Raw genomic sequence first — 13228 nt, 5'->3', positions numbered from 1 at the left:
CCTTACTTGAGTCCGGAGAATGCGATGCCTTCGACCACGCGACGCTGCAGCAGCACGAAGAGGATCAGGACGGGTGCCAGTACGGCGGCGGCCAGCGCACCGGCCAGCCTGGACGAGAATCGCATCGTTTGTCTCTCCTCGGCTCCGAGCTCGAGAGCGGGAACATGGCGGGGCAACGACGCCGGCCAGGAGTGGGGGCCGGCCACCGAATCACCGTCAGCGGGTGGCTTCAGGTAACTTAGTAACGGTTCTTGCGTTTGTATCATTGCGCACAGACGTTCGCAACTACCCTCTCATGAACACAACCAACATCGTTATCGATAACTCACCCCGTACCCGCGACGGTCTGGAAGGTGTTGTGCAGAATGTGCCGGTGACCGAAGCGACCGCCGCCCCGAGTGCTCTCGACACCGGGCTCCACCTGGGGGCAGTGGTCCAGACCGATGGCACGACCTTCACGCTGTGGGCTCCCGCCGCCGAACGCGTCGAGCTCGCGCTGATCGCCGACGACGGCAGCCAGCGCAACCTGGATCTGGCCCATACCGGTGAGTTCTGGACCGGCTTCGTGCCGGGAGTGGGCCCTGGGCAACGGTATGGCTATCGCGTGCACGGTCCGTTCGATCCGGCCCACGGGCTGCGGTTCAACCCGTCCAAGCTCCTGCTCGACCCGTACGCGCGTGCCATCGACGGCTCGCTGGACTACTCCAGTCCGCTGATCTACGACTCCTCCGACGGCGACTCGGCCGGCCACGTGCCGGTCGGCGTGGTGGTTGCCCAGTCCGAGCCGCCGCCCCCGATCAGCCGTCCGGTGCACTGGGGCGAGACGGTCATCTACGAACTGCACACCAAGGGGTTCACCAAGCTGCATCCCGACGTACCCGAGCACCAACGCGGCACGTACGCCGGGCTCGCTCACCCGTCGGTGATCAACTATCTGACCGACCTCGGGGTCACCTCGGTCGAGTTGTTGCCGATCCACCACTTCCTCACCGAACCGTCGATCGCGGCCCGCGGGCTGCCGAACTACTGGGGTTACAACAGCCTCGGGTACTTCGCGCCGCACGCGCCGTACTCGTCGTCGGGTTCGCGCGGTGAGCAGGTCGCGGAGTTCAAGGCGATGGTGGCCGCGTTCCATGCCGCGGGCATCGAAGTGATCCTGGACGTGGTCTACAACCACACCGCCGAGGGCGGCTTCGACGGGCCGACGCTGAGCTTCCGCGGGATCGACAACCGGGCCTACTACCGGCTCGGGCACGGCGGGACGATGTACGACGTCACCGGCACCGGCAACTCGGTCGACACCTCACACCCGCAGGTCCGCCGGCTGATGATGGACTCGCTGCGGTACTGGGTCGAGGAGATGGGCGTCGACGGGTTCCGGTTCGACCTGGCGGTCACGCTGATCCGCAACGAGCGGCACGAGGTGGACACCGTCGACCATCCCTTTCTGGCCGAGGTCGCGGCCGATCCGGTGCTCGGCCGGGTGAAGCTGATCTCCGAGCCGTGGGACATCGGACCGTTCGGCTACCAGGTCGGCAACTTCGGCACCCCGTGGTCGGAGTGGAACGGCAAGTTCCGCGACAGCGTGCGCGACGTCTGGCGGAACACCTCCGACGGCGTCAAGGACCTCGCCTACCGGCTGTCCGGGTCCAGCGACCTGTACGGCGACGACGGGCGCTACCCGTACGCGTCGATCAACTTCGTCACCGCCCACGACGGGTTCACCCTGCGCGACCTGGTCAGTTACGACCACAAGCACAACGAGGCCAACCACGAGGACAACCGGGACGGCACCGACGACAACCGGTCCTGGAACTGCGGCGTCGAGGGCGAGACCACCGACCGGTCCGTGATCGCGCTGCGCAAACGGCAGATGGCGAACCTGATGTCCACGCTGATCCTGTCCACCGGCGTGCCGATGATCACCGCCGGCGACGAGTGCGGGCGGACGCAGGGCGGCAACAACAACGCGTACTGCCAGGACAGCGAGATCTCGTGGTTCGACTGGTCGTTGCCTGCTACCTGGTCCGGCCATCTGGAGCTGACCAAGAAGCTGATCGCGTTGCGGGCGGCGCACCCGGTGCTGCGGCAGTGGCACTACTTCTCGGGACAGCCGGTGATGGAAGGCGGCGGCCGCAAGGACCTGTCGTGGATCGCACCACACGGCGGCGAAATGACCGAAGCCGACTGGTACGACGGGAACCTCCGGACGATCGGGATGTTCCTGGCCGGTGACGCCCTCCGCGCCACCGACGCCGCCGGCAACGCGCTGACCGACAGTTCGTTCCTGCTTGCCCTGAACGCAACTCCGGAGACCCGGCAGGTCGTCGTACCGGATGCCTCGTGGGCCCCGGCGTACGAGGTCGTCCTCGACACCAGCAACTCCATGGTCACCGAGGTCGAAGCCAGCGCCACCGTCCCCCTCGCGCCTCGCTGTCTGGTGCTCCTCCGCGCGCTCTGAGGATCGTTAACCTTCCTGCAGTACATTCACTGGTCACCTTCTGTTCACGTCTGGGGGACCGATGTTTTTGCTGCGTCGTGGGGCGGTTCGGGAACGGACGACGCCGATCGGTGTGCTGCACCGAGCGGTGACGCGGTGGGGTGAGGCTGAGCGGACTCGCTCTCGTTATGCGTTTCAGAAGTGGGTCGACGGGGTGGCGCTGCTCGACGTGCAGGCGCGGACCTATGCGGACTTCTGGCGACGGCAGAACGAGCAGGCGCTCGCGGCTGACGGACCGCTGTGGGTTGTGCTCGGGGACTCGACTGCGCAGGGGTTGGGGGCGTCGTCGCCGTTGCATGGGTACGTCGGCCAGGTGTTGAACGCACTGCGTCGGACGGGTCAGCCGTGGCGGGTGCTCAACCTGTCTCGGTCGGGGGCGCAGACGCGTCATGTGCTGGACGATCAACTGCCGCTGATCGAAGGACTCCGCGCGGATCTGGTCACCTGCGGGATCGGGAACAACGACATCCTCGCGACGCCGCCGCGGCGGTTCCGGACGCATCTGGGTTCGGTGATCGGCCGGCTGCCGTCGTCGTCGGTGGTGATGGACCTGACGGTGCCGGACCGGTTCTGGCGGGTGGGCGGGGTGTGCAGCCCGTACGTCACCGGCATCAACCAGTTCATCAGCACGACCGCCACAGGGCGTGGGCTGACCGTTGCTGAGGTTTCCCGGCATGCGCGTCCGCCGTGGCGCGGACTGCTCGCCGCCGACAGCTTCCACCCGAACAACCTCGGCTACCGCCGGCACGCCGACGCCCTGCTCGCTGCTCTGCCGGCCAACACCCTTGGCTAATACTACGGATCCGGATAATCTGGATCCGTGGAAGATGAGTTGTTGCTGGTGTTGCTGCAGCGAGCCACCCATGTGACGTTGCAGGTGCTGGGGACGGAGCTGGCCGACCTGGGGCTGACAGCGTCCGAGGTGAACGTTCTGGCGAACCTGGCTGACGGTCGCGGGCGGACCGTGACGGAGCTGGGGGCTGCCGCGGGAGTGCGGCCGACGACGCTGACCGGCGTACTGGATCGACTGGAGCAGAAGGGGCACATCCAGCGGGCACCGCGACCGGGCGACCGGCGGGCGGTGGAGATCTCGCTGACCTCGGTTGGTGTGAAGAGTGCGGGTCGGGTGCAGCAGGCCTTTGCGGACTTGGAAGAGCGGGCGCTGGCTGGGGTCGCGGCCGGATCGGTGAAGCAAGCACGACGGGTGCTGACGGCATTGGGGGCGGTATGAGCGAGTTCGACGAGTTGATGAATGAAGTGATGGCCGGCGCGGACCGCTTCGGTCACCGGGAGCACGTGCAGCTGACGTGGCTCGCCGTACGGCGGTGTGGAACTGCTGCTGCGGTCGAGCTGATCAGCGACGGGATCCAGCGGACGGCGCGCTACGCCGGGGCACCGCAGAAGTACAACGCAACAGTCAGCCGCGCATGGGTAGAGCTGACGGCGTATCACATGGCCGAAGCGCCGAGAGAGTCCTTCGACGAGCTACTGACCCGCAACCCCGGCCTGATGGACAAACGCCTCCTGACCCGCTTCTACTACTCCCGCACCCTGGCCTCCCCAGCCGCACGGCGAGGCTGGGTCGAGCCGGACCTGCACGCGTTCCCAACCTGATTTCTTTACTTTGCCCCTGGGGCAGGGGGTTTGATGGGCGCGTGTTGACGATCAGCGAGTTCGGGCGCCGTACGGGGCTGTCTCACAAGGCCTTGCGGTTGTACGACGTGTCCGGGCTGCTGCCACCCGCGCAGGTCGACCCGTCCAACGGGTACCGGCTGTACGGCGAGGAGCAGCTCGAGCGGGCGCGGCGGATCAGTGTGCTGCGGCAGTTGGACATGCCGCTCACGACGATCGCCGAAGTACTCGCGGGAACGGACGAGGAAGGTCTGATCCGGCTGGATCGGTGGTGGGCGGCCGAGGAGGCGACGACCGCGGCCCGGCGGGCGACGCTCGAGTACCTCCGGGACCGCCTCTCACGCTCGGATACGCCCGGTCTGTCCCCGCGACCGGTGCTGACTCGCGCCGTACCGGAGACGAAGATCGCGACGATCCGGGACGAGACCGACCAGCAGTCGCTGGTCGGCGTGATCGTGACCTCGACCGACACCATCCGCCGGTACCTCACCGACGTCGGCGCGACCCTGACCGGCGAGTCGTGGGTGATCTACCACGGCGCGGTGACGCCGGAGGCCGAGGCGACCGTCGAGGTGTGCGTGCCGTTCGACGGGCTGGTGGATCCGTCCGGGCCGATCGCGATCCGGGTCGAGCCGGCCCACCGGGAGGCGTACTGCACGATCACGATGGACGAGTGCGCGTACCCGCGGATCATGCTCGCGTACGACCTCGTCACCGACTGGACCCGTACGTCGCGGGTCGCCACCGCCGGTCCGCCGCGTGAGATCTACCAGCCCGACTGTCACCTGATCCCTCGCGACCAGCCTGCCGTCGACATCGCCCAGCCCATTGTCTGAGGGAGCTCTCATGGACTACGCCGTACAGACCACGTACAGCGACCCGGGTGCGCATGCGCACCTGTACGACGCTTTGCCGGACGACGTCGCCGGGATCGCGGCGGTGATCCGCAACCTGGTGATCCACTACCGCGGCGGCGGGATCGAGTTCACCGGCGAGCGGCTCGCCGAGATCGACCACCGGTGGGTGTCGTCGATGCTGACCACTGATCAGAAGCGCAACGGTACGGCGCTCGCCGAGCCGCGCGAGCCGTTCGACCGCGTCGTCGGCTGCTGCCGCGACTACACCCTGCTGACCGTGTCGGCCCTTCGGCACAAGGGGATTCCGGCCCGCAGCCGGATCGGGTTCGGGGACTACTTCCGCGAGGACTACTACCACGACCACGTCGTCGCCGAGTACTGGAACGGCGACCGCTGGGTGATGATCGACGCCCAACTCGACCCGTCCGGCGACTACAAGTTCGACCTGCACGACATGCCGCGCGGTCCGTTCCTGAAAGCACCGCGTGGGCCCTTCCTGTCGGCCGCGGAGGTGTGGCTCGGGGTGCGCGCCGGCGACCTCGACGAGTCGCGGTTCGGCATCGGCCCCGGATCGGACATCGGCGGCGGCTGGTTCATCCGCAACTACGTCCACTACCAACTCGCCCACCTCCAAGGCGACGAACTCCTGCTCTGGGACAACTGGGGCACGATGACCGACACCCTGGACGGCGCCGACGTACCCCTCACCGACGAGATCGCCACCCTCTTGGTTGCCTCCGACAACGGTGACGAGACGGCCACCAAGGAACTCGCCGAACGCTACCGGTCCAACCCGGACCTCCACCCCACCGGCCGCTCCTACATGACCTCCCCCACCGGCGCGCCCTACGCCTGGGTCGACCTGGTACGCCCGGCGGCGTAGGCCCGGCGACGGCGGGGGGGTGTGAACACCTTCTGGGGACCGTGGACAGCTGGTGACTTGTTCGAGCTCCCCAGTAGGTGGTCAAGCCCACGCCTGATGACCTGCACCTCGGTCGCAGTCCGTCGACCGTCGTACGCCGGATGCCTCCGCCGAGTGCGTGACGTAGGAGAGCGCGTGGTGGGTGGGTGGGGAAGAAATAGGCCCCGCCTGGTGAGGCAGGCGGGGCTGGTGGGGTTAGAACTCGGAGCCGGCTGGGAGGTCCGGGGTGGACGGGTCCTCCGGGTCGGAGGGGCCGGCGGCGAGGCCTAGTTCGGCCGGGCTTGCCAGGCCCGAGTGCTTCGGGACGACGCGGACGGTGTAGCCGAACGGGCCGGTGCGGTCCAGCTTCAGTTCGCCCTCGTAGCGGTGCCGGTTGCCGTCGTACGTCTCCGCCAGCGACAGCGACGCCCGGACCGGTTCCTTGATCTCGTCGTTGGAGTCGACGCGACCGTGCAGCACCTCGACGTCGATGTCCGCCGGCGCCAGATCGCCCAACGCGGCGAACGCGCGGATCCCGACGGTCGTCCCGAGCTGCGGTACGTCGCCCAGCCCCTGGAGCTCCACGTGGTCGACCCGGATCTGCGGCCAGGCCGCCCGGACCTTCTTCTTCCACGCGGCCAGCTCACGCGCACCGTCGTACGTCGAGTTCAAAGAGCGCGACGAGAGAGCGGACGGCACGTACAGCCGCTCGACGTAGTCGCGAACCATCCGGGTGGCGAGCACCTTCGGGCCGAGCTCCTTGATCGTGTGCCGCAGCATCTCGATCCAGCGGCCCGGGACGTCACCGTCGTAGAAGCGTGGCGCGACCTGCTTCTCGATCAGGTCGTACAGCGCGTGCGCCTCGAGGTCGTCGCGCCGGTCGGTGTCCTCGATGCCCTCGGCGGACGGGATCGCCCAGCCGAACTCGTCGTCGTACCACTCGTCCCACCAGCCGTCGCGGATCGAGAGGTTCAGCGCACCGTTCAGCGCCGCCTTCATGCCGGACGTGCCGCACGCCTCGTACGGGCGGAGCGGGTTGTTCAGCCAGACGTCGCAGCCCGGGTACATCGGCTGCGCGAGCGCGATGTCGTAGTCGGGCACGAACACGATCCGGTGCCGGATCTCCGGGTCGTCGGCGAACCGGACCATCTCCTGGATGAGCTTCTTGCCGCCCTCGTCGTGCGGGTGCGCCTTGCCAGCGATGACGATCTGGATCGGCCGCTCCGGGTGCAGCAGCAATGCCTTCAACCGGGCCGGGTCGCTCAGCATCAGCGTCAGCCGCTTGTACGACGGAACGCGCCGGGCGAACCCGACGGTCAGGACGTCGGGGTCGAGGATCGAGTCGACCCAGCCGAGCTCGGCGTCGGACGCGCCGCGGTTCAGCCAGGACTGCCGGACCCGGGCCCGGGTGTCGTCGATGAAGCGCTGCCGCAGCAGCCGCTTGGTCTCCCAGATCTGCGCGTCGGTGGTCTTGTCCAGCCCGGCGAAGATCCCGTCGCCATCAAATGACACAGCGGCGGTGTCCGTGGTCGCCAGCGTCAGGTCGTTGATCTCGCGCGCCACCCAGGTCGGCGCGTGCACGCCGTTGGTGATCGAGGTGATCGGTACGTCGGACGCGTCGAAGCTCGGCCACAGTCCGGAGAACATCCCCCGGCTGACCACGCCGTGCAGCTTGGAGACGCCGTTGGCGCGCTGCGCCAGCCGCAGGCCCATGATCGCCATGTTGAAGACGCCGTCGTCGCCGCCCTCGAAGTCCTCGGCGCCGAGCTCGAGGATCCGCTCGACCGGGACCCCTTCGCCGAACGCGTCCGGCGAGAAGTGCTGCTGGATCAGCTCGACCGGGAACCGGTCGATACCGGCCGGCACCGGGGTGTGGGTGGTGAACACGGTGCCGCCGCGGGCCACCTCGAGCGCGGTGTCGAAGTCGACGCCCTCGTTGGCGGCGAGCTCACGGATCCGCTCGATGCCGAGGAAGCCGGCGTGGCCCTCGTTGGTGTGGAACACCTCGGGCGCCGGGTGTCCGGTGATCCGGCAGAAGGTGCGGACGGCGCGGACACCGCCGACGCCGAGGAGCAACTCCTGAAGCAGCCGGTGCTCGGTGGTGCCGCCGTACAGCCGGTCGGTCACCTCGCGCTCGGCCGGCTCGTTCTCCTCAATGTCGGAGTCGAGCATCAGCAGCGGCACGCGGCCGACCTGGGCGACCCAGATCTGGGCACGGAGCTCGCGGTTGCCGGGCAGCGTCAGGGTGACGGTTGCGGGAGCGTCACCGTCGCGGAGCAGGCTGATCGGCAGCCCGTCCGGGTCCACCAGCGGGTAGCGCTCCTGCTGCCAGCCCTCGCGGTTCAGCGACTGGGCGAAGTACCCGTGGCGGTAGAGCAGGCCGACACCGATCAGCGGTACGGCGAGGTCGCTGGCCGCCTTGAGGTGGTCACCGGCCAGGATGCCGAGACCGCCGGAGTACTGCGGCAGCACGTGGGTGATGCCGAACTCCGGGGAGAAGTAGGCCACCGAGCTGACCGGGGAGCCGGCTTCGGTCTGGAACCACCGGTCGTCGGTCACGTAGCCGTTCAGGTCGGCTACGGCCAGCTCCAGCCGGCGCAGGAAGGCGTGGTCGTTGGCCAGCTCGTCGAGCCGGGCCGCCGGGACCTCACCGAGAAGCTTGACCGGGTCACCGCCGGTGCTCCGCCACAGCTGCGGGTCGACGGCCTCGAAGACGTCCTGCGTCTCCGGGTGCCAGGCCCAGCGGAGGTTGTTCACCAGGGTGCCCAGCCCGGTCAGCGGCTCGGGCAGGACAGGGCGGACGGAGAATCGTCGTATCGCTCGCACCGGGACACCGTACCGGCCCTATCGGTGCGAGGCACCCTCGGGATGCATCGATCTTGCAACGCAGGCAAGATTTTGCAGAGACTTTTCCAGCCAGCGGTCACCCGGGGTCCACGCTGTGGACCGAACCGTGACCACTACATGTAACCAGTCATCGGTGGGAACCGATAACGTCAGTCCTGAAGTTGTCCAGATATCCGCCGGATCCTGATTCTCAGCTAGGGAAGGTTCGTCTACGCCATGACTGGGCGCATCCCGATCACCGACGTCACCCCGACCGTCGACGCCGGAGCCTATCCGGCCAAGGCAGCGGTCGGCGAGACCTTCACCATCGCGGCCACGGTCTTCCGCGAAGGCCATGACGCGGTGAACGCGAACGTCGTGCTGACCTCGCCGAGTGGACAGACCAGACGGATGCTGATGGCGCCGGTCGGCCAGGGCAGTGACCGGTGGACCGTCGACGTGACGCTGCAGGAGCAGGGTGCGTGGACGTTCGCGGTCGAGGGCTGGAGCGACCCGTACGGGACCTGGCGGCACAACGCCGAGATCAAGGTGCCGGCCGGTCTGGACGTCGACCTGATGTTCGCCGAGGGCGCCGCGTTCTTCGACCGGGCGGCCGCCGGCGTGCCCCCCGCCGTACGGGCCGACCGGGCCACGCTGGGCGATGCCGCGCAGGCGCTGGCGAACGGCGCGCTGCCGCCGGAGGCGCGACTCGCCGCGGGTATCTCACCGCAGGTCCGGGCCTCGCTCGGGCGCTACCCGGTGCGTGAGCTGATCACCTCGTCGGAGACGTTCCCGGTGTGGGTCGACCGGCAGCGCGCGCTGTTCGGCAGCTGGTACGAGTTCTTCCCGCGGTCGGAGGGCGCGTCGTACGACGAGGCGACCGGGCAGTGGACCTCCGGCACCTTCCGTACGGCGGCCCAGCGGCTGGAGGCGGTCGCCGGGATGGGGTTCGACATCCTGTACGTGCCGCCGATCCACCCGGTCGGCCACTCGTTCCGCAAGGGGCCGAACAACACCCTCGACCCGAAGCCGGGTGACCCCGGCTCGCCGTGGGCGATCGGCTCCGAGGACGGCGGTCACGACGCGATCCACCCCGAGCTCGGCACCTTCGAGGACTTCGAGTACTTCGTCGGACGGGCCCGCGAGGTCGGTCTCGAGGTCGCCATCGACCTGGCGCTGCAGGCGTCGCCGGACCATCCGTGGGTGAAGGACCACCCGAAGTGGTTCAGCGTCCGCGCGGACGGCTCGATCGCCTACGCCGAGAACCCGCCGAAGAAGTACCAGGACATCTACCCGATCAACTTCGACAACGACCCCGAGGGCATCTACGCCGAGGTGCTGCGGATCGTGAAGCTGTGGATCTCGCACGGCGTGACGGTGTTCCGGGTCGACAACCCGCACACCAAGCCGGTCAACTTCTGGGAGTACCTGCTCGGCGAGATCCGCAAGACCGACCCGGACGTGGTGTTCCTGTCCGAGGCGTTCACCCGGCGGCCGATGATGCGCGAGCTGGCCAAGGTCGGCTTCCACCAGTCCTACACCTACTTCACCTGGCGCAACGAGAAGTGGGAGCTGGAGGAGTACCTGCAGGAGCTGACCCAGGAGACCGCGCACTTCCTGCGGCCGAACTTCTTCGTCAACACGCCGGACATCCTGACCGCCTACCTGCAGTACGGCGGCCCGGGCGCGTTCAAGATCCGGGCGGCGATCGCGGCGACCTCGTCACCGACCTGGGGTGTGTACGCCGGGTTCGAGCTGTTCGAGCACGTCGCGCTGCGGCCGGGCTCGGAGGAGTACCTGGACACCGAGAAGTTCCAGTTCCGTCCGCGGGACTGGGACGCCGCTGCCGCGGAGGGTCGCACGCTGGCGCCGTACCTGACGCTGCTGAACAACATCCGCCGCCGGCACCCGGCCCTGCAGCAGCTGCGCAACCTGGCGCTGCACTCGGTCGAGGACGAGGCGATCATGTGCTACTCGAAGCGGATCACCGGGCCGGACGGGCACAGTGACACGGTCATCGTGGTGGTGAACACCGACCCGCACTCGGTCCGCGAGTCGATGGTCCATCTCGACATGGCCGCGCTCGGCATGCGCCCCGAGGACACCTTCACCGTGTACGACGAGATCAGTGGAGCGACCTGGCGCTGGGGCCAGCAGAACTACATCAAGCTCGACCCCAACGGCGAACCGGCCCACATCCTCGCCGTCCGTCGCGGCCAAGCCTGATCCCAGGCTGACCCGTGGCGTGAGATCCTCGCCCTCACACAGGAGGGGGCGAGGATGTCGGTTCTGGATCGGGTGTCTGCGGAGACCCGCCGCAGGACGGGGTGGGTCGTGCCGGTGGCCATCGGTAACTTGATCGGTGTGCTGCTACCGGAGACGGCGGAGCATGCGGTCAGTCAGTCGGAGCGGCTCTGGACGGGCGGGATGGCGTTGGCCGGGTTCGCGGCTGGGCTGCTGTGGCAGTGGTAAAGCCCCCGGGACATCGCCGAGCGCCTCCGCTATCCGGCCGCCGCAACGATGGCGTTCGCGGTGATCTTGATGGTCCCCGGAGACTGGTCCACCGACTCGCCCGCTTTCGGCTTATGGTTTCCGCTCGGCGTCGTCGCCGGGCTGGTGGTCATGACGTCGGTGCAACGTGACCGCGCCAAGGACGAGGTCACAGAGGAACGGTCTCTGGGTACTTGATTCCGGCGCCGGTGTTCAGGGCGACGACCTGGTCGTCCACACCGATCCAGCCTGATTCGCGGAGCCGGCGTACGGCGGCAAACGTGGCAGCGCCTTCGGGGCAGATGAAGGCGCCCTCGAGCTGAGCGAGGCGGTGCTGCTCGGCCAGGATGGACTCGTCGTCGACGGCAACGGCACAGCCGCCGGTGTCCGCGATCGCCTGCAGGACGAGGAAATCGCCGAGGGCCTTCGGCACCGTGATGCCGAAGGCAACGGTCTGCGCGTCCGGCCACGGCTCGCTCTCGGGCAGCCCCTTCTCGTAGGCCTGCACGATCGGCGCGCAGCCGGTCGACTGTACGGCGACCAGTCGCGGCAGCGGCCCCTCGACCCAGCCGAGCTCACGAAGCTCGACCAGGGCCTTCCAGATCCCGATGATGCCGACCCCGCCGCCGGTCGGGTAGAGGATGACGTCGGGCATCCGCCAGCCGAGCTGCTCGGCGATCTCCAGCCCCATCGTCTTCTTGCCCTCGATCCGGTACGGCTCCTTCAGCGTCGAGACGTCGAAGTACCCCTCCTGCTCGCGGATGTACGCCGCCGCGTCCCCGATCAGCCCGTCGACCAGGTGCAGCCGCGCGCCGACCACCTTCACCTCGCGCCGGCAGATCTCCGGAGCCGCGATCGGCATCGCGATCAACGCCTCCATCCCGGCGCGAGCGGCGTACGCGGCCCATGACGACCCAGCGTTCCCATTCGTCGGCATGGCGATCCGCCGGACGCCGACCTCGTACGCGCGAGACACCCCGACGGCCGCGCCCCGGGCCTTGAAGGTCCCGGTCGGGATCAGACCTTCGTCCTTCATCAGCAACCGATCGACGCCGACCTCGCGCCCGTATCGCGGCAGCGGCAGCAACGGCGTCATCCCCTCCCCCAAGGTCACCACGTTCTCCGGCGCCCGCACCGGCAACAGCTCGTGATACCGCCACAGATCCGGCGGCCGCGCGGCCAGCTCGTCCTTGGTCAGCGTCACCGCGGGTACGTCGTACCGCGCCAGCAACGGTGATCCGCACGGGCACAGCCCGATCACCTGGTCGGCGTCGTGAGTCAGACCGCACCTGGGACACTCGAGATGGCTCAGCGCTGAGAACGTCACAGCTGCAGAAACTACCCCGCGCGCAGGTTGGTGACCGTCGGGCGCTGGTGGTCGGTGAGCCGGAAGCCGATCCCGCGGACCGCGTCGATGGTGACCGTGGTGCCGAGGTCGTCGAGCTTGCGGCGCAGGCGCTTCACCACCGAGTGGATGTCGGCGGTGCCACGCAGGTGCCGGTTCCGCCACACGGTCTGGTGCAGGGCGTCGTACGTCCAGACCCGCAGCGGCGCCGACATCAGCCGGCTGAGCAGGTCGTGCTCGAGCTCGGTGAGCTGCACCTCCCGATCGCGCCACTGGGCGACCGACCGCAGCCGGTCGATCGTCAGCACGTCGGCGTCGGGATCGCCGTCGGTCGCCTTGGCGGACGTCGAGTCGACCTCGGCGGGCTCCGGCGGCTCGGGTTGTTCGGGAGCCGGCGGTGGTTGCCGGCCGGGGACCAGCAGCCGGCGCAGTTCGTCCAGGCTGGACACGAGGAGCAGCGGCGCGACGTCGTCGACACGTTCGGCGAGCCGGACACGGTCCTCCGGTGAGGCCGCCACCGCGATCAGCAGTGGAAAGGCCTTCCGGTCGGTCGTGGTCAGATCGACGTCCGCAGGGGCGGGGACACGGGCGGTGACCATCTGATCACGATGTCAACCTCTGCCTTGGATCGTCAACGAACTGCCATTCTTTGACCACTTTGCCTTGATCGGTGCGAC

General features: G+C 68.4%; 12 protein-coding genes. 8 read left to right on the top strand and 4 right to left on the bottom strand.

The window, feature by feature from the left end; all coding sequences use genetic code 11:
• Positions 1–2: 2 nt before the first annotated feature.
• A complete protein-coding gene (locus ACIBL3_RS27515; protein WP_396356485.1) occupies positions 3–125 on the bottom strand; it encodes a hypothetical protein in 123 nt (40 codons plus the stop codon).
• Positions 126–373: 248 nt separating this feature from the next.
• Here ACIBL3_RS27515 and glgX point away from each other — a divergent pair, with 248 nt between their 5' ends.
• The 6 genes from glgX to ACIBL3_RS27485 all read left to right on the top strand — a co-directional run bounded on the left by glgX (position 374) and on the right by ACIBL3_RS27485 (position 5872).
• Positions 374–2461 carry a glycogen debranching protein GlgX gene (gene glgX / locus ACIBL3_RS27510; protein WP_396356484.1) on the top strand — a complete coding sequence of 696 codons (2088 nt, stop codon included), beginning with the start codon at positions 374–376 and terminating at the stop codon, positions 2459–2461.
• Positions 2462–2522: 61 nt separating this feature from the next.
• The gene (locus ACIBL3_RS27505) at positions 2523–3293 is read left to right on the top strand and encodes an SGNH/GDSL hydrolase family protein (RefSeq protein ID WP_396356483.1); all 771 of its coding nucleotides are present in this window, start codon (positions 2523–2525) and stop codon (positions 3291–3293) included.
• 27 nt (positions 3294–3320) lie between these two features.
• Positions 3321–3731: a MarR family winged helix-turn-helix transcriptional regulator gene (locus tag ACIBL3_RS27500; RefSeq protein ID WP_396356482.1), complete on the top strand. Its 411-nt coding sequence runs from the start codon at positions 3321–3323 to the stop codon at positions 3729–3731.
• A complete protein-coding gene (locus tag ACIBL3_RS27495) occupies positions 3728–4114 on the top strand; it encodes a hypothetical protein (RefSeq protein WP_396356481.1) in 387 nt (128 codons plus the stop codon). The genes ACIBL3_RS27500 and ACIBL3_RS27495 overlap by 4 nt, the downstream gene beginning before the upstream one ends.
• 41 nt (positions 4115–4155) lie before the next feature.
• The gene (locus ACIBL3_RS27490) at positions 4156–4968 is read left to right on the top strand and encodes a MerR family transcriptional regulator (protein WP_396356480.1); all 813 of its coding nucleotides are present in this window, start codon (positions 4156–4158) and stop codon (positions 4966–4968) included.
• A gap of 10 nt (positions 4969–4978) precedes the next feature.
• On the top strand, positions 4979–5872 hold the full coding sequence (locus ACIBL3_RS27485) for a transglutaminase-like domain-containing protein (RefSeq protein ID WP_396356478.1): 894 nt from the start codon (positions 4979–4981) through the stop codon (positions 5870–5872).
• Between the two features lie 234 nt (positions 5873–6106).
• On the opposite strand, the gene glgP is transcribed toward ACIBL3_RS27485, so the two are convergent.
• Positions 6107–8716 (bottom strand): alpha-glucan family phosphorylase, encoded by a 2610-nt coding sequence (gene glgP, locus ACIBL3_RS27480; RefSeq protein ID WP_396356477.1) that lies wholly within the window; start codon positions 8714–8716, stop codon positions 6107–6109.
• A gap of 237 nt (positions 8717–8953) precedes the next feature.
• On the opposite strand from glgP, the gene ACIBL3_RS27475 reads away from it, so the two are divergent.
• On the top strand, positions 8954–10942 hold the full coding sequence (locus ACIBL3_RS27475) for an alpha-1,4-glucan--maltose-1-phosphate maltosyltransferase (RefSeq protein WP_396356476.1): 1989 nt from the start codon (positions 8954–8956) through the stop codon (positions 10940–10942).
• A 54-nt stretch (positions 10943–10996) separates the two neighbouring features.
• Positions 10997–11188, top strand: coding sequence for a hypothetical protein (locus ACIBL3_RS27470; protein WP_396356475.1), 192 nt, complete (start codon positions 10997–10999; stop codon positions 11186–11188).
• Between the two features lie 187 nt (positions 11189–11375).
• Here the strand turns inward: ACIBL3_RS27470 and ACIBL3_RS27465 are convergent, their stop codons facing one another.
• On the bottom strand, positions 11376–12533 hold the full coding sequence (locus tag ACIBL3_RS27465) for a threonine synthase (protein WP_396356474.1): 1158 nt from the start codon (positions 12531–12533) through the stop codon (positions 11376–11378).
• 11 nt (positions 12534–12544) lie between these two features.
• A complete protein-coding gene (locus ACIBL3_RS27460) occupies positions 12545–13150 on the bottom strand; it encodes a winged helix-turn-helix domain-containing protein (protein WP_396356473.1) in 606 nt (201 codons plus the stop codon).
• Between the last annotated feature and the right edge of the window lie 78 nt (positions 13151–13228).

This window comes from Kribbella sp. NPDC050124 (genome assembly GCF_044460355.1).
In the GTDB taxonomy this organism is placed as follows: Bacteria; Actinomycetota; Actinomycetes; order Propionibacteriales; family Kribbellaceae; genus Kribbella.
This window is presented reverse-complemented; position numbering and strand designations above follow the sequence as displayed.

What these genes read in the sequence shown, in the direction of transcription:
- ACIBL3_RS27470 (WP_396356475.1), top strand. Translation starts at nt 10,997, where the DNA reads ATGTCGGTTCTGGATCGGGTGTCTGCGGAGACCCGCCGCAGGACGGGG.
- ACIBL3_RS27505 (WP_396356483.1), top strand. Translation starts at nt 2,523, where the DNA reads ATGTTTTTGCTGCGTCGTGGGGCGGTTCGGGAACGGACGACGCCGATC.
- ACIBL3_RS27495 (WP_396356481.1), top strand. Translation starts at nt 3,728, where the DNA reads ATGAGCGAGTTCGACGAGTTGATGAATGAAGTGATGGCCGGCGCGGAC.
- ACIBL3_RS27475 (WP_396356476.1), top strand. Translation starts at nt 8,954, where the DNA reads ATGACTGGGCGCATCCCGATCACCGACGTCACCCCGACCGTCGACGCC.
- ACIBL3_RS27485 (WP_396356478.1), top strand. Translation starts at nt 4,979, where the DNA reads ATGGACTACGCCGTACAGACCACGTACAGCGACCCGGGTGCGCATGCG.
- ACIBL3_RS27460 (WP_396356473.1), bottom strand. Translation starts at nt 13,150, where the DNA reads ATGGTCACCGCCCGTGTCCCCGCCCCTGCGGACGTCGATCTGACCACG.
- ACIBL3_RS27515 (WP_396356485.1), bottom strand. Translation starts at nt 125, where the DNA reads ATGCGATTCTCGTCCAGGCTGGCCGGTGCGCTGGCCGCCGCCGTACTG.